This window comes from Candidatus Brocadiaceae bacterium (genome assembly GCA_012728835.1).
Taxonomy (GTDB): Bacteria; Planctomycetota; Brocadiia; order SM23-32; family SM23-32; genus JAAYEJ01.
The window spans coordinates 40,739-56,751 of the sequence record JAAYEJ010000067.1 but is presented as its reverse complement, the minus strand read 5'-3'; the positions used below and the strand labels follow the sequence as shown (position 1 = coordinate 56,751).

Sequence of the window (16,013 nt, the reverse complement as noted above, 5' to 3'; positions counted from 1 at the left end):
ACCTCCGTTGGGTTCCCGAGGTGCCGCGTTATGGAAGCCGTATGTTAGCAGCCGCCCCCCCATGCGTCAAGTCGTAAGCCCGCCGGTCGCCAGCTTCTCCACGTGCCGGAACGTCCGCTCGGAGGCCCCGCGGTTGCGTTCCACGGTCCGTCGGCCGGCCGCGCCTATCCCCCGTGCGCGGACGGGGTCCAGCAGGAGCCGATCCACCTCATCGACCAGATCCGCCGCCGTGCGCACGAGCACCGCCGTGCCGGCCGCGCGCAGCAGTTCGACCTCGGTGCGGAAGTTCGTCGTGTAGGGCCCCGTCAGGACCGGCTTGCCCAGTGCGGCCGCCTCCATGACGTTCTGCCCTCCGCCGGGCGGCAGCAGGCTTCCGCCCACGAAGGTCACCGTGGCGAGCGCGTAGCACGCCGACAGCTCCCCGATCGTGTCCACGACGATCACCTCGGTTCCGTCGGCGGTCGCGCGGCCCAGGTCCAGGTCGGTCTTGGTCACGGCCGGCAGGCCGCGGCCGCGCACGGCCGCCACGGCCTCCCGGGCTCGCTCAACGTGCCGCGGCACCACGATCATGCGCAGGCGCCTGTATTTGCTGATCAGGTCTCGATACGCCGCCGCGAGGATCGACTCCTCCCCTACCCGCGTGCTGCCGGCCACCAGAACCGGCGCGCCCGCCGCGATTTGAAACATCGACTGCAGCCGCGCCAGCTCCTCCGGCAGCGGCTCGGCGGGCGGCTGGTCGCACTTGAGCATCCCGCAGTCGAAGACGCGCTCGCGCGCGAGCCCGGCCCGGATGAACCCCTCCGCGTCGTCCGGCCCCCGGGCGCAACAGACGCTCACGCCCCGCCACAGCCGCGGCCACAGGCGCGACATGGCCTTGAGCATCCTCTGCGAGCCGCCCGTAATGCGGCCGTTGATGATGCCGATCGGCACGCCCCGCTCGGCGCAGGCGCCCGTCAGGTTCGGCCAGAACTCCAGTTCCACCAGCAGCAGCACGGTCGGGGCGATCCGGCGCAGGGCCAGCGCCACACAGGGCGACAGGTCCAGCGGGAGGTAGAAGACCGTGGCGCCCGGATGGAGTTCGCGCAGACGCGCGGCGCCGGTGTCCGTGTTGGTTGAGAAGACGATCTGCCAGTCGGGAAAGCGCCGCCGGAAGTCGGCCACCAGCATGGTGGGGATGGCGGCCTCGCCCACGCTCGCGCAGTGGATCCAGAGGCGTCTGCGGCCCGGGTCCAGCCGGGGGCTCAGCCCCAGCCGTTGCAGGATTCCCGCCCGGTACCTGGGCGCGGTGGGGATCTTCAACAGCCAGAACGGCAGCAGGAACGCGCCCACGGCCAGGTACACGCAGTCCATCAGCCAGATCATGCGGGCGCCGTCCCTCTGCGAAGATCCCCGTTTCGCTCAGCATACCGCCCCGGGCAGCCGCCGCGCAACCGGTTGGCATGGCCGGAGACCGCGCCGCCCCGACCGGCGGCGGAACGCGACCGGGCGCCGCCGGCCTACGCGACGATGTCGAGCACTTCGGAGAGACTGCGGATGGTGAAGTCGGGCGGGGGGAACCCCTGCGGCAGCCGGCGCAGGCCGGTCTGGTACCAGGCGGTGCGGATGCCCGCGCGGACCGCCCCGAACACGTCGGTCAGCGGGCTGTCGCCGACGTAGAGCATCTGGTCCGGGGCGGTCCCGGCGGCATCCAGGGCGCGCCGGAACAGCCGCACGTCGGGCTTGGCGTAGCCCTCCACCTGGCCCAGCACGACATGGTCGAGGCGCGTCTCGAGCCCGAGGCACTCGAGCATGTGACGCTGCACGGCCGGGGAACCGTTCAGGATGACGCCGCACTGCAGGCCGTTGCGCCGGAGTTCCCCCAGGACCGGGTGCGCGTCGGGCCGCAGGAACCGGCGCATGCAGAGGCGTCGGGCGGAGTCGTAGGTGCGGCTCATGTCCTGCGCCAGGCCGTGGCGCGTCAGTCCGTAGCCCTCCAGCAGTCCCTCGAAGCGTTTCAGGCGGGAGAACGGCCGGCTTTCGCGGACGTGGCGGCGGGTGGGCTGGTTCAGGAAGGCGGCGTTGAACCGGCGGATGACGTGCGCCGGGTCTTCCCGGGGCAGAGGCGGGCTGAACTTCGAGACGACGATCTCCAACAGGTGCAGGGCGCAGGCGTTGGCGTCCCAGAGCGTGCCGCTCACATCGAAGAAGACTGCCTTCAGGTCAGCCATCGTCCCGGCGCGCCCTCCTGTCACATCCGTTCGGGCACAGCGATGCCGAGCAGCTCCAGTCCGGAGCGGATCACGTGGCGGACGGCGTCCACCAGCTTCAGACGGGCGGCCCGCACCCGCTCGTCCTCGCACAGAACGCGGCGATCGGGTTCCTTCATGCCGGCGCTGTAGTAGGAGCTGAAGTCGGCGCACAGCTCGAGCAGGTGCGTGGCGATCACCGACGGCTCGTACTCCCGCGCGGCCCGGAGGATCGTCCGCGGGAAGCGTTCCAGGTGCCGCACGAGCGTCCACTCCTCCGGCATGCACAGCAGGCCGAAATCGACCTGTTCGGGCACCTCGCCCCCGGCCTTGCGCAGGATGCTGCACAGGCGGGCGTGCGCGTACTGCACGTACGGGCCCGTGTCGCCTTCGAAGTCGAGCATCCGATCCCAGTCGAAGACCACGTCGCGCGTGCGCCGCACGGACATCTGCCGGAAGAGTACGGCGCCGATGCCCACCTGCTCGGCCAGGGCGTCCAGGTCGGCGCCCTCCTCGAAGCGATCGGCGTTCTGGGCGATCTTCACCCGGGCCCGCGCAACGGCCTCGTCCAGCACCTCCTCCAGCAGCAGAAGCTCACCGCGCCGCGTGCTGCCCTTGCGGGCCTGGCCCGTCTCGGCGTCGAGGAACTTGATCAGGCCGAAGTTGACGTGCACGACCCGGTCCGCCCACTCGTGCCCCATCCGCCGGAGCGCGGCGCGAACCTGGTTCAGGTAGAGCGACTGCTCGTTGCCCACCACGTAGACGGAGCGGTCGAACCGGTAGGTTTCCCAGCGGTCGATGGCGGCCGGGATGTCCCGCGTGGCGTACAGGCTCCGGCCGTCCCCGGTGCGCACCAGCAGCGGCGGCATCTCCTCCGCGTCGAATCGCACGATCAGGGCGCCTTCGCTCTCGACGGCGACGCCGGCCTCCTGCATGCTGCGCAGCGTCTCGGCCATGCGGCCGCGGTACTCGCTCTCCGGCGTGTAGCGGTCGAAGGCGACGCCCAGGCGTTCGTAGGCGTGCTCGAACTCGGCCAGGCTCACCGCCCGGAAGGTCTCCCAGCAGTGGACCGCGCGTTTCTCCCCCCGCTCCAGGCGCAGCGCGGCTGCGCGCGCCGCCTCCGTCAGCGCGGGGTCCTCCTCCGCCTCCCGGCTGTAACGCACGTAGAGCCCCTGCAGGTCGTCCACCGTCAGCGAGGCGACGTCGTCGACGCCGTAGCGCTCGACGGCGGCGATCAGCTTGCCGAACCCCGTGCCCCAGTCGCCCAGGAAGTTGACGGCCACCACCGTGTAGCCCAGCCGCTCGAAGATCCGGCAGAGCGTGCGGCCGATGATGGTGCCCGGGAGGTGATGGACGCCCAGGTGCTTGGCGATGTTCGGGCTGCTGTATTCGAACACGACGGTGCGGCCCGCACCGACCTCGGCGGCGCCGTAGAGGCGGCCGGCGCGGCAGATGGCCGCCAGGATGCATGCGGTCTGCCCGGCGCGGTCGGCGGAGAAGTTCAGGTACGGCCCGACGGCGCGCGACGCCACAATGCCGTCCGGCAGGCGCACGAGGGTCTGAAGCTCGGCCGCGATGGCGTTCGGCGCCTTGCGCAGTGCCCTGGCCAGCGGGAAGCACGGCAGCGCGTAGTCGCCCATGTCCGCCGCCGGCGGCACCGAGATCAGCGCGCGCACCTCGTCCACCGACATCGGCACGTGCTCGGCCACGGCGGCGGCCAGCAGGTCTTCGATGGCGGGTCGTTCGGCCATGGCGGTCACGACGGTTCGCTCTGGGCGCCGAACAGGGAGTCCTGTTCGCGGAAGATGCTCGTGACGGACCGGTTCGTGTGGATGTTGTTGATGGCGGCCGCCAGCAGCGGCGCCACGCTGACGACTCGGACGCGGTCGTTCGCTTCCGGCGGCGGCAGGGTGTCCGTGCACACGATGCGCTTGACGCCCGTGGACAGGAGCCGCTCGGCCGCTCCGTTGCCGAAGACGGGGTGCACGCAGGAGATATACGACACGGGCAGCCCGAACTTGTCCTTCAGCGCCGAGATGGCCCGGCACATCGTGCCGCCCGTCAGGATCTCGTCGTCGAAGATCGCCACTTCGCGCCCTTGCAGCCCCTCGATGCCGATGACGGCGCGGATCTCCGGGTCCTCGTTGTCGGCCCATCGCCGCTTGTCGCAGACGGCCAGCGGCAGGTTCAGCCGCTCGGCGTAGACGGTGCCGATGCGCACGCCGCCGGCGTCGGTGGTCAGCACGCCCAGCCGTTCGGTGTCCATGTGGCAGCGGAAGTACTCCGCGATCAGCGGGTTGGCGTCGAGCTGGTCGCAGGCCATGGGCATGAAGCCCATGATCTGCAGGTTGTGCAGGTTGACGGTCAGGACGCGGTCGGCGCCCGCCTGGTGCATGAGCTGGCCCATCAGGCGGGCGGAGATGCTGATGCGCGGCTCGTCCTTCTTGTCGCTGCGCACGTACGGGAAGTACGGCGCCACCACGGTGATGCGGCCGGCCGAGGCGCCCCGCAGCGCGTCGATGGTGATGAACAGCTCCATCAGGTTCTCGGAGAGGCACAGCTCGGCGGCCTCCTCGGCGCTGACCCGTTCGGGGTTGACGCCCCTGCTGCAGTGGCCGGCGTTGGCGGCGGTCTGAACCAGGAATACGTCCGCGCCGCGCACGCTCTCGTTGATCTTGACCTTCAGGTTCTCGTTGCTGAATCGCGTCACCCGCGGCTCGCACAGCCGCACGTCGGCCAGACCGGGAAAGGTCCTCAGGCTCTCGCCGATGCGGCGGGCCAGGTAGTAGGTTGCCCGGCCGGTGAACAGCATCAGGGGTTGTTGACAGTCTCTCATGGGATCCTCGCAGTTGACTCCTGGGGCCCGGCACACGACGGCCCCGGCGGATTATACCGCATCACAGGCCGCCCGTCATCTGCGGCCGGTTCTTCCGGCGCGGGGGGGGCGCCTGTGCCACAAGAGGACGTCTTCAACGGGCTGCCAGACCGACCGCCGCGTGCGACGTTCAGCCGGCAAGCAGGCGGACGACTTCCTCCAGCATGGCGGGGTACCGGCAGATGTCGTCGCGGAAGACCAGCGTCACCACGGCCCCGATGGACAGGAACGGCCCGTAGGGCATCACGTGCTCGTCGTTCATGAGCAGCATCGGCAGGCCGTAGAGCAGGCCGACGAACGGTGCCAGGAAGAACGTCATGAACACGACCCTCCAGCCGAAGAAGGCGCCGATCATCGCCATCAGCTTGACGTCGCCCAGCCCCATCGCCTCCTTGCGGAACACGAGCTGCCCCAGCAGCGCGAACGCGAGCACCATGCTGCCGCCCCCGACCGCGCCGATACCCGAGGCGATCAGGCCGTCCAGGCGCACATGCCCCGTCAGCGACTCAAACGTGTGGTAGTTGAGCGGCCCCACGTGCAGTTGCGGGAGCAGGAACCCCGCCAGCAGCCCGCCGAGCACCCCGAAGGCCGAGATTTCGTCCGGGATGATCAGGAACTCCAGGTCGATGCCGCTGGCGACGACCAGCAGGGCGGCCAGCAGCAGCATGACGACGACCTGCCCGAGGTCCGTGCCCACCTGCACCCTCTGGCGGAAGTAGATGAGCGCGAACAGGAGGCCCGTGATCAGTTCCACGCAGGGGTAGCGCCACGAGACCGGGTCGCTGCAGTAGCGGCACCGGCCGCGCAGCCGCAGAAAACTGACCACCGGGATGTTGTCCGCCCAGGCCAGCGAATGGCCGCATCGGGGGCAGAGCGAGCGCCGCGGGAAGTTCACGCTGATCCCGCGCGGCAGGCGCCAGATGCACACGTTCAGGAAGCTGCCCACGATCAGCCCGAGCACGAAGAACAGGAACAGCGCCAGGCCCTCGAGGGCTGTCAGCGCGGCGATGGGCAAGTGGCACCTCCCTCGGACGAACGCCGTGCGGTCCCGCGCGGGACGCTCAGGCGAGCACCAGCGCCCCAAACGCGGCGGCCGTCCTCTCCTGGCCGCCCCGGCCGCTCCAGCTGAGCCGGACGACCGGTCTGTCCTGTGCGTCGAAGCTCCGGAGGAGGACGTCGAAGCCGATCAGATCCGGGCGTCCCCGGACCTGCGAGAATACCTTCCACGGCAGCGCACAGTCAACGCGATAGCCGACCGGCGTGCGTGCCAGGCGCACCTGCGTTCCGGCCGGGCCGGAGACCTGCGGTTTCGCAGCGGGGTCGGCCGGCGGGTAGATCGTGAGGACGACCACGCCGGCTCCGCGGCCCTCGCGGCCGACCGATTCCGGCGCGCGGCCGTCCAGGCAGATGCTCAGGCTGTCCGCCTCCTGCCACCACCCCTCGATGGTCTTGGCGGCGGCGTCGAGCAGGTCGTCTTCAACGTCCACGGCCACGTAGAGGTTCGTGCGGTCATAGGCTGCGACCACGTCGAAGCTGTGCGGGGCGGCGCCGTCCGGCCGGCCGGCCCACGGCACGTGCACCATGCCCGGCCGGCGCACGCGGGCGTCGAGCCGGTAGTCGGCAACGCGGCGGGCAACCGCCAGCGGCACGCGGATGTGGTCCACCTGGTGCGTCTGATCGCAGCTCACGAGCGCCCGCAGGTCCAGGGCCGTCAGAGGCGTCTGCAGGGTCACTTCCAGATCCTTGTGGCGGCGCGCATAGGCCTTCAGGGAGCGGAACCGCGCCTCGCCCGGCTCGATTTCCTGGCCCGCGAGCGGCTGGAACTCCACGCGCACGCTCCCGTAGTCGCGGTCCGTGAAGTTCTTCAACTGGTAGCGCAGCTTCAGCTTCACGGCGCCGCCGCGGGCGCGCGAGGCGCCCTGCCATTCGAGCCATCCGCCGACGGTTCCCGCGCGCGGGTCGAGCGCGGCAACCGTCTCGGCCAGGCGGACGGGGATGTCCAGGTCCTGCGGGCACTCCTTCACGCACTGACCGCAGAGCCGGCAGAGCGCCGCCTTGCCCGCCAGCGCCCGGTAGCGGTTCCGCGCATGCTCGGTGAGCCCAAAGACGCGCTCCAGGTTGAGTATCTCGAAGTTCGCCGGGATGTCCACGCCCGCCGGGCACGGCATGCAGTAGCCGCAGCCGGTGCAGTAGAGGCCCATCAGCTCGCGGCGCTCCTCGATGGCGGCGGCGATGCGGCGGTTGTCCCCCTCGCTCAGCGTGCCGGCCGTCGAGGCGGTTGCCACGTTCTCCTCGAGCATCTGCATCGTGCTCATGCCGGACAGGGCGATCGTGACGTGGGGGTTCGACAGGACGAAGCGCAGGGCCAGCTCGGGCGTGCTCTGGACGTCGCCGACGATCTCGCGCGCCTGCGGGCTCGGATAGCCCAGCCGGCCGCCCCCCACCGGGCCCATGATGGTCACGCCCATGCCGTGCTCGGCGGCGCAGGCGATGCCCTCCTCCAAGTGGCGGTCCAGCAGGTTGTACTGGCAGGTGATCGACTCGAAGGCGCCCGTATCGACCAGCTTCTTCATGGACTCGACCGGGCCGTGGAACGAGCAGCAGATGTGCGCGATCAGGCCCTGCTCGCGGGCCTTCAGCATCTGCTTGTAGAGCCCGTCGTCGCCGGCGAGCGACTTCTCATACTTGTCGTAATCCAGGTAATGGAAGTTATATACGTCGATGCAGCCGGTGCGCAGCCGTTCGAGCGAGTCCTCCAGGTTGCGCCACCAACCGGCGACGTCTGCCTTGTCGTAATGATGGTTCTTGGTGGACAGGATGACGCGGTCGCGGATGTCCTCCATGGCCTCCCCGAGCACGCGCTGGCTGTCGTCGCCGCAGTAGTGGACCGCCGTGTCGAAGTAGTTGATGCCCAGATCGACGGCGCGGCGCAGCAGCGGGATCGCCTGGTCGCGATCGACCGCCGTGGCCGTCGCCATCGGGAGCCGCATGCACCCGAAGCCGAGCCGTGAGACCTTCAGTCCCGTCCTGCCCAGTATGGCATACTCCATCGTGAGCTTCCTCTTCCGTTCCTGCGCCTCGAACGAGGCCGTCCCGACGGGCAACATGGCCGCGGGGAGCCGCCCCGCCCCGGGCCGATCGCCCGGATGCCGCCCGCAACGTCTCGATTCGATTATAGGTCGGCGTCTCCGCGCCCGCAAACGCCCGGGCGCCGCTTTCGGCCGGCCCCGAGCCCGCTGCCCGTCGGGCAGAGGGGCCGCCGGGATGCGCCGCCGCAGGGCCGGTCGGGGCCCCTGCAGACGGCGCCCACACATGGGGACTTCGTCATTGACAGGCCCAGCGGCGGATCATAGACTGGCGTCTGAGATGGGGGTTTCTGCCGGAATGCGGCGGCCATCTTCAGCGTTGAGATCCGCGTGTGTGCAGAGAGGCTGCAGGCCCTCTCGCCTGCCGTTGTTCGGCGGCCGGCATCGGGGGGGGCACAGGGGGAGCCGTATGGCGACACCGCAGGAGAACCGGTTTGCGCACGTCGCCGTCGAACGCAAGGCGCTCAGCCCCGACCAGGTGAAGGCCTGCCTGGAATACCAGGGGCAGAAGCGCGCCCACGGTTCGAACATCCCGCTCTGGGACTGTGCCGTCCTCAACGGCATGCTTGACCAGGACACGGCCGAGAAGCTCCAGGACCTCGCAGGCGATCTGGACGTGGAGACGCTGGGCGAGTTCACGGTCCTGCGCAAGCTGGGCGAAGGCGGCATGGGCAGCGTCTGGCTCTGCCGGGGCCCCGCGAATGAGCCGGCGGCTGTGAAGCTGCTGGCGGCCCATCTGGCCAAGCAGCGCTCCTTCCTGGCACGCTTCTTCCGGGAGGCTCAGGCGGGCATCCGGCTCCAGCACAGGAACATCGTGCGCGGCATTGCCGTCGCCGAGGACCGGGGCCGCTATTACTTCGCCATGGAGTTCATCGACGGGACCAATGCCCGCCACCTTGTGAAGAAGCACGGCGCCCTGCCCGTGGCCAGGGCAACGGACATCATCCGACAGGCCGCCGAGGGCCTCGCCTGCGCACACGAGGCCGGAGTCATCCACCGCGACATCAAGCCCGATAACCTCATGATCACGCGGGAGGGCGTCGTGAAGATCGCCGACCTGGGGCTTGCACGCCAGGTCGACGCGGAGACGACGGCGCTGACCCTCACCGGAACGGGCATGGGCACGCCTCTCTATACTGCGCCCGAACAGAGCACGGATGCCAAGAAGGCCGACGTGCGCAGCGACATCTACTCGCTCGGCGCCACCTGGTACCACCTCGTCACCGGCGCCGTGCCGTTCGACGGCTCCACGCCCTGGGAGATCCTGACCCGACACGCAAAGGAGCCGGTCCGCCCGCCGATCTCGGTTCGCCCCGACGTGCCCCGGGCCGTCTCGGCCCTGATCGAGCACATGCTGGCCAAGAAGCCGGAGGATCGCGTCCAGTCCGCGCGCGAACTGTGCCGCCTCATCGACGAACGGTGCCTCGGCGAACGCGACATCCGGCGCGAGCTCGGCCTGCAGAAGCCCGAGGCGGCCGCCGGCCAGTGGGACATGCGGGTGGCGGAGGGTGGCGGCGTCGAGGTCCGACGGTTCTCTCTGCCGGCCCTGCGCGAGCGTATCCGCAAGGGCCAGGTGTCGCGGGATACGCCCGCGCGACGCGCGGGCACACACGGGGCCTGGCAGCCCGCGGGCGCCTTCCGCGAGCTTCAGCCGGAGTTTCCCCGGGGCCGGAGCGCCCCGGTCGACCGCGACGCTCCGACGCAGCCGGGCACCGTACGTGCCCAACTGCACTCGCTGATGGGAGACATCGAGCAGCAGAACCGGGCCTACACGCGCAGGCTCCGCATGAAGCGACTCGCCCCCCTGCTGATTCAGGCGGCCGTCCTGCTGGCCCTCATCATCGCCCTCGTCGTCTTCTGGCCGCAGATATGGAGCGTCCTCTCCCGTCTGTTCGGCGGGGCGGAACCGGTCGGGTGACCGCCCCCGCCGGGGGTCAGAACACCTCTTCCAGGACATGCGCAAGCCGCTCCAGGTTGCGCCCCTCCACGATGCGTTTGGCGCGGGCCTCGTGGACGCCGGCGTTCTTCAGCGCGGTCAGGGCCTGCTGCCAGAGCCGCTCCGCCTTCCCGGCGTCCTCGCACAGGTAGAGTTCCGAGACGATCTCGCTCAGCTTCTGGGTGCCGAGCGTCTCCTTGTGTTCGTAGTAGCGCCGGACGATGCCCTTCTGACGGGGCGTGAGCCACTGGTGCCTGGCCATGGCGTGGGGTCCTTGTCGGGGGGGCTGTGCATTCCCGTGTCCGCACACAAGATCGTAGCGGGCCGGCGGGGCGGGTGTCCACGGACTTTTGCGGGCGGACGGCGGGACGGGTAGAATCGACGGCTCGTCCGTCTGGCCGGCCGCCGCCCGGAAGGTCCCCCGCCATGTGGAACATGCTGCTGTCCGCCCCTGTCCTGGTCAAGGTGTTCGTCGCCCTGGCGCTGATCCTGATCGTCAACCGCGCCTGCGGACAACTGGTCGTCTCGCTGGCCGTGGGGGCGCTGGTGCTGGCAGTCTGGTCCGGCCACCCGGCGGCCGCGATGGGGCGGATCGTGTGGGCGTCCGTCTGGTCGCCGGACAATGCCCTCCTCCTGGTCGTCGTCTACCAGGTGATCGCGCTCAGTTCACAGATGTCCGCCAGCGGGGTGATGGGAGACCTGCTGGACTCGGTGCGCGGGTTGGTCAGCAGGCGGGCGGCGATGGCGGTGCTGCCGGCCCTGATCGGCCTGCTGCCGATGCCGGGCGGGGCGATCTTCAGCGCGCCGCTGGTGGAGAGCTGCGATGCGGAAGGCGCCCTGCCGGCGCGCACGAAGGCCCTGGCCAATCACTGGTTCCGTCACATCTGGGAGTACTGGTGGCCGCTCTACCCGGGCGTGCTGCTCGCGATGCAGATCACGAAGCTCGAGGTCTGGCAGTTCATGGTCCTGGGCGTGCCGCTCACCCTCTGCGCCGTCGCGGCGGGTTGGCTCTTCCTGCTGCGGCGCATACCGGCCGAGGCGGGGCCGGCCCCCGCACCCGGTGCCCGCAGAGCCCATCGGACGCTGAGCGCCATGCTGCCGATCCTGGTGGTGATCGGCTGCTACGGCGTGGTCCGGCTGGCCCACGCCGGGCTCTCGTCGGTCCGCCCCGGCCTGCCGGCGATGAACCGCTACCTTCCCATGCTGCTGGGCCTGTGCGGCGCGATGGCGGTGCTCCAGGTCCAGCGTCCGATCCGGAGCGCGCAGTGGCGGGACGTGCTGCTCTCGCGCCAGGCCGGCAAGATGGTCCTCCTGGTCATGGTGGTGCGCATCTACGGCGCCTTCATCGAGGCCACGCTGCCGGACGGCCGGACGCTGGTGGCGCACATGCACGCCGAGATGGCCGACTCAGGCATCCCCGTGCCGGCCATCGTCATGCTCCTGCCCCTGGTCAGCGGACTGGCCACGGGCCTTGCCATCGGCTTCGTGGGGGCCAGCTTCCCGATCGTCATGAGCCTGATCGGCGAGGACCCGAGCGCGGCGACCCGCATGGCGGCGACGGCGCTGGCATACGGGTTCGGCCACGTGGGACAGCTTCTCTCGCCCGTGCACGTCTGCCTGGTCGTGACCAGCGAGTACTTCAGAACGTCGGTGTTCGCCAACGCAGCCGGCCTGCTGAGGCTCGCGGCCGTGGTCCTGGCCGGCTCGCTCGGCATGTACGTCCTGCTGAACGTCTTCTGATCCGTCCTCCCCCCCGAGTCTCGCGGGGATCCGACACGGCCGTGAACCGACGGACGGGGCTGGGGGTCGCCTGCGCGCCCGGGAGGCACATGCGCGCAGGCGATCGTTGTCCCGGGACCCCCGTGCGGTCGGCATCCGTCAGCGCGGCCGCGCCACGACCTGGATGCGCCGCTCCTCGGTCACATACCTGCGGGCCGTCTCCTGCAGGTCGCGCCCCGTGTAGGACAGGTATTTCTCCATGACCTCCTTTACGTCCTTCAGGTGCGTGCCGACGTAGTCCAGGTCCGCCAGGACGCCCAGCCAGTAGCGCGGCTCCTTCATCTGGGTCTCGATCTGGTTCGCGAACTGCTTGCGCACCGTCGCCATCTCGTCCTCGGTGGGCCCGTCCGCCGCAAACCGCTCGATCGCGTTGCGCATCAACTGCGCCGCCTCGTCGGCATTGGCCGGGTCCCCGGCCAGCACCGCCGCCAGAAGCCCCGTGCCGGGATACGTCTGCGCCGGGATGGCGGTGCAGTAGGGCGAGTAGGCCAGTCCCCGCTGCTGGCGCATTTCCTCGCGCAGGCGGCTGGTCATGATCTGCGCGGCGATCTGGAGCACGCGCCGGTCCTTCACGTCGGCCCAGTCCGCTCCGCGCCAACCCACCAGCGTAGCCGCCGTGGGCGTGACCGTGTCCACGGGCACCTCCGCCGTCAGGGGGCCGGGCGAGGGCACTGTCCGGCGCAGCTCGGGCGAGAGCGGCCCGATCTCCGGACGCCGGCGCAGGGAACCCAGGTAGCGCAGTGCCAGTTCCAGGGCCCGGTCGCGGTCGATGTCGCCCACGATCGCCGCCTCGATCGGCGCCGTGCCCACGATCCGATCCAGCCAGCGCTGCGCATCGGCAATCCGGATGCCGTCCACCTGGGCGAGCGTCGGAGGGGCGAAGCGCGGATCGCCGCCGCTCAGCGTGCCGTCGACGGCATCCCAGAGCTGCGCCCGGACGTCGGTGCGCCGGCCCTCCAGCTCCTGTCGCGTCTTCTGGCGCCAGGTCTTCAGCGCCGAGGGCTCCAGCACGGCATCGGTCAGCAGGGCATGGGCCAGGCGGAGGCCCTCCTCGATGTCGTCGGGCGTTCCGGCAACCTCGATGACCATCCGGTCGCGGGCGCACTTGCCGGTCAGCCCCACGTTCCTGCCGGTCAGCAGGTCGCGGACGTCGGTCGAGGACAGGCGGGAGGTCGCCGGCTGCTGGAAGGCGGCAACGACCGCCTCGCTCAGTCCGCGGCTGCCGGCCGTCTCCCAGGGCACGCCGCCGGCCAGGACGATGCGCACCAGCACTTCATCCTTCTTGAAGTCCATGCTGCGCAGGTGGATACGCACGCCGTTCGCCAGCGTGGCGGACAGTATCTGCAGGTCCGGGTCCAGCTCCTGCCGCGCGACGGCGCCGGGGGCGGGTTCGCGTTCCAGAAGGGCGGCGGGGCGCTCGCGTTCGACCGGCGGCACGACGGCGTCGGCTCGCGCCTGGGCCAGCACGGCCAGCAGTTCGTCCGGGGAGGGCGGTGCCTGCCCCTCCGCCTCGGGCATGGTGGCCAGCGCCAGCGCATCGTCGAGCGAGAAGTCCCGCCGGAGCGACTCGGCCACCTCGTCGGCCGTCACCGAGTCCAGCAGAGCCACGATGAGGTCCCGGCGCTGAGCGGCGGACATGGGCCTGCGTCTCTCTGATACCAGGCCGTTCATCTCGCCCAGCAGGGAACGGGTGTCCCGCGTGCCTTCAACGCGCGCGGCCTGTTCCGCCGAGGCCAGCGTGGCGCGGCGCGCGTCGTCGAGTTCCGAAGGCAGCACGCCGTGTTCCCGCGCCCGCCTGACCTCGACGGCGATTGCACGCAGCATCTCGCGCCAGTGCTCCGGGGAGCCGGACGCCTCCGCCTCCAGGTAGGTGCACACGTTCCACAGCGTGCTCTTGTGAAGGGCGGCGTTCTGAAACGGCGCCCGGCCCTCGTTGACCATCTGGTTGAGCCGCCGGTTCACGATCCATCGCCCCATGCCGTCCACGAGCGAACGCCGGAAGTCCCCCACCGTCTGCATCCGCTCGATCGGCCGCACGCGGATGACGGCCACGTCGGCACGCGTCACCTCGGGGTCGGTGATGACGTCGGCGCGTGCCTCCGCATAGGGCACGATGCCCGGGTCGGCGTCGGCGGCGGGGTCCTCGGCCGCCGGCCACTCGGCGAACGCATCGCGCACCATCGCCTCCATGGCGTCGAGAGCCACGTCGCCGACGACCATCAGCACGCTGTTGTCGGGCCGGTACCAGGTCCGGTAGTAGCGGGCGAACTGCTCGCGCCCGGCGGCGCGCACGACCTCCTCCAGCCCGATGGGCACCCTCTCCGCCACGCGAGACCCCGGCAGGACGATCGGCAGCAGTCGCTCGAACGTCCGCTGCCCGGGCCCCTTGCGCGCCTGCATCTCCTCCAGGATCACGCCGCGTTCACGCTCGATCTGCTCCGGCGGCAGGCTCAGGCGGAAGGCGAAGTCCGCCATGCACAACAGGCCCTTGCGGATGGTCTCCTCGTCCGTGTTCGGCAGCGTCAGGACGTACGTTGTCTGGTCGAAGCTTGTGAACGCGTTCTGGTGGCGGCCGAACGTCAGGCCGATGGACTCGAAGTAGCGGACCAACTCGCCCGGCGGGAAGTGCTCGCTGCCCTCGAAGGCCATGTGCTCCAGAAAATGGGCAAGCCCCCGCTGATCCTCCTGCTCATTGATGGAACCGCTGCCCACGTGCAGCCACATGCCCACCCGTTCCGGCGGCGTGGAGTGCGCACGCAGCCAGCATTCCAGACCGTTCGGCAACACGACGACGCGCACGTTCGGATCGACGGGCAGAGGATCGGCCGGGTCGGCCGCCTCGGCAGCGGCCGACCGCGACACGGCGGCCAGGATGAACAGGCACAGTACGACGGCCGAACGGCGTGCATCCAACATGGGCGTTCCCTTCCGTTGTCGAAGCCGGTCCCCAGAGCGTTCAGTCTACCATCCACAACTCGCGCGCGAAACCGTGCGCCATCGGTCCGTCGGAAACGCAGTGACTTGTGCCCGGCCGGCCTCCCTGCGGAGAGCGAACGCGCCGTAGCAGCGCGCCGTTCCTCGGAGGATGACCAACATTACTGCCATGTTGTGCATAAGCGACAGAACGTCCAGCCAGGCCACCGCGCATTGCACAGGGCCGACATTTCGGCGATAATGGCGCAATGTCATGCTGTTCGGGATTCTTCTGAGAGCCGGAGCCCTGCCGGGAGGAACACGATGTCGCGTGTTGAGGATGCATTGAGAGACCTGGTCCAGTACCACAGCAAGCGGATCGCCAACCAGGTCTACGGCGACACCGCCGCGCGCGTACGCGAACTGACGCGCGAGGTGCGGAGCCTCCGCAAGGAGATACAGGCGATCGAAGGCACCGTGGGCGAACTTGTGAGCGTCCGCGAGAGCGAGATGGCCGTGCCGCCGGCCGACGAGGAGACGGTGGACAACGCACGGTTCTCTCCCCGCACCCTGAAGAGCCTGCGCAAGCGTCTGTCGCTGACGCAGAAGGATCTGGCGAAACTGCTCGAGGTCTCCGCGGTGACGGTGACGGCCTGGGAATCGGGGCGCTCGCGTCCCCGCAAGGCGAATCTGGCCCAGATCGTCACGCTGCGCGGCATGGCGCCCGCCGACGTCGACGCCGCACTGGGACGCGCTCAGGCGCCCGCTGCGCTGAAGCCCGAGCAACTGAAGAAGCTCCGCAACCAGTTGGCCATCACGCAGGCCGCCCTGGCCGCGCTGCTGTCCGTCTCGCCCGCGTCCATCGCCCTGTGGGAGGCCGGCAAGGCCGTGCCCACGAGGAAGAACCGCGCGGCCCTGGCGGAACTGGCCGGCCTGTCGACCGCCGACGTTGCCGAACGACTCGGCCGGGTGCCGACCGCCTCAACCCCGCCCGCCTCCGGGCTGTCGAGCGAACAGGTGCGGGAGATCCGTCAGAAGGCAGGGCTGAGCCAGAGGGAACTGGCGGACAAGCTCGGGGTGTCGGCGAATTCCGTCTCCAACTGGGAGACCGGCCGCAGCGCGCCGCGATCCCGCACGGTCCATGCCCTCACGGCGCTCGCGGCACAGTAGCCGCGTGCGGAGAGGCCCGCATGCCGGAC

Annotated in this window: 11 protein-coding genes; 3 read left to right on the top strand and 8 right to left on the bottom strand. The window is 70.1% G+C overall.

What is annotated here, in order from left to right; genetic code table 11:
- Positions 1–66: 66 nt before the first annotated feature.
- The 6 genes from GXY85_11145 to GXY85_11120 form a co-directional block, all read right to left on the bottom strand.
- Positions 67–1,362, bottom strand: a complete 1,296-nt coding sequence (locus tag GXY85_11145; GenBank protein NLW51376.1) for a glycosyltransferase — start codon at positions 1,360–1,362, stop codon at positions 67–69.
- 134 nt (positions 1,363–1,496) lie between these two features.
- Positions 1,497–2,207, bottom strand: a complete 711-nt coding sequence (locus tag GXY85_11140) for an HAD family hydrolase (protein NLW51375.1) — start codon at positions 2,205–2,207, stop codon at positions 1,497–1,499.
- 20 nt (positions 2,208–2,227) lie between these two features.
- Positions 2,228–3,976 (bottom strand): arginine--tRNA ligase, encoded by a 1,749-nt coding sequence (argS, locus tag GXY85_11135; protein ID NLW51374.1) that lies wholly within the window; start codon positions 3,974–3,976, stop codon positions 2,228–2,230.
- A gap of 5 nt (positions 3,977–3,981) precedes the next feature.
- Positions 3,982–5,061, bottom strand: coding sequence for a ribose-phosphate pyrophosphokinase (locus GXY85_11130; protein NLW51373.1), 1,080 nt, complete (start codon positions 5,059–5,061; stop codon positions 3,982–3,984).
- A 169-nt stretch (positions 5,062–5,230) separates the two neighbouring features.
- A complete protein-coding gene (locus GXY85_11125; protein NLW51372.1) occupies positions 5,231–6,115 on the bottom strand; it encodes a prepilin peptidase in 885 nt (294 codons plus the stop codon).
- Between the two features lie 46 nt (positions 6,116–6,161).
- Positions 6,162–8,150 (bottom strand): hypothetical protein, encoded by a 1,989-nt coding sequence (locus GXY85_11120; protein ID NLW51371.1) that lies wholly within the window; start codon positions 8,148–8,150, stop codon positions 6,162–6,164.
- A gap of 445 nt (positions 8,151–8,595) precedes the next feature.
- Here GXY85_11120 and GXY85_11115 point away from each other — a divergent pair, with 445 nt between their 5' ends.
- Positions 8,596–10,104 (top strand): protein kinase, encoded by a 1,509-nt coding sequence (locus tag GXY85_11115; protein ID NLW51370.1) that lies wholly within the window; start codon positions 8,596–8,598, stop codon positions 10,102–10,104.
- Positions 10,105–10,120: 16 nt separating this feature from the next.
- Here the strand turns inward: GXY85_11115 and GXY85_11110 are convergent, their stop codons facing one another.
- The gene (locus GXY85_11110) at positions 10,121–10,384 is read right to left on the bottom strand and encodes a hypothetical protein (GenBank protein ID NLW51369.1); all 264 of its coding nucleotides are present in this window, start codon (positions 10,382–10,384) and stop codon (positions 10,121–10,123) included.
- 164 nt (positions 10,385–10,548) lie between these two features.
- Between GXY85_11110 and GXY85_11105 the strand changes: the two genes are divergently transcribed.
- Positions 10,549–11,862, top strand: coding sequence for a DUF401 family protein (locus GXY85_11105; GenBank protein NLW51368.1), 1,314 nt, complete (start codon positions 10,549–10,551; stop codon positions 11,860–11,862).
- 138 nt (positions 11,863–12,000) lie between these two features.
- On the opposite strand, the gene GXY85_11100 is transcribed toward GXY85_11105, so the two are convergent.
- The gene (locus tag GXY85_11100) at positions 12,001–14,817 is read right to left on the bottom strand and encodes an insulinase family protein (GenBank protein NLW51367.1); all 2,817 of its coding nucleotides are present in this window, start codon (positions 14,815–14,817) and stop codon (positions 12,001–12,003) included.
- A gap of 321 nt (positions 14,818–15,138) precedes the next feature.
- Here GXY85_11100 and GXY85_11095 point away from each other — a divergent pair, with 321 nt between their 5' ends.
- A complete protein-coding gene (locus tag GXY85_11095; protein ID NLW51366.1) occupies positions 15,139–15,984 on the top strand; it encodes a helix-turn-helix transcriptional regulator in 846 nt (281 codons plus the stop codon).
- The last annotated feature ends 29 nt before the right edge of the window (positions 15,985–16,013 follow it).

What these genes read in the sequence shown, in the direction of transcription:
- GXY85_11145 (NLW51376.1), bottom strand. Translation starts at nt 1,362, where the DNA reads ATGATCTGGCTGATGGACTGCGTGTACCTGGCCGTGGGCGCGTTCCTG.
- GXY85_11140 (NLW51375.1), bottom strand. Translation starts at nt 2,207, where the DNA reads ATGGCTGACCTGAAGGCAGTCTTCTTCGATGTGAGCGGCACGCTCTGG.
- argS (NLW51374.1), bottom strand. Translation starts at nt 3,976, where the DNA reads ATGGCCGAACGACCCGCCATCGAAGACCTGCTGGCCGCCGCCGTGGCC.
- GXY85_11130 (NLW51373.1), bottom strand. Translation starts at nt 5,061, where the DNA reads ATGAGAGACTGTCAACAACCCCTGATGCTGTTCACCGGCCGGGCAACC.
- GXY85_11120 (NLW51371.1), bottom strand. Translation starts at nt 8,150, where the DNA reads ATGGAGTATGCCATACTGGGCAGGACGGGACTGAAGGTCTCACGGCTC.
- GXY85_11115 (NLW51370.1), top strand. Translation starts at nt 8,596, where the DNA reads ATGGCGACACCGCAGGAGAACCGGTTTGCGCACGTCGCCGTCGAACGC.
- GXY85_11110 (NLW51369.1), bottom strand. Translation starts at nt 10,384, where the DNA reads ATGGCCAGGCACCAGTGGCTCACGCCCCGTCAGAAGGGCATCGTCCGG.
- GXY85_11105 (NLW51368.1), top strand. Translation starts at nt 10,549, where the DNA reads ATGTGGAACATGCTGCTGTCCGCCCCTGTCCTGGTCAAGGTGTTCGTC.
- GXY85_11100 (NLW51367.1), bottom strand. Translation starts at nt 14,817, where the DNA reads ATGTTGGATGCACGCCGTTCGGCCGTCGTACTGTGCCTGTTCATCCTG.
- GXY85_11095 (NLW51366.1), top strand. Translation starts at nt 15,139, where the DNA reads ATGTCGCGTGTTGAGGATGCATTGAGAGACCTGGTCCAGTACCACAGC.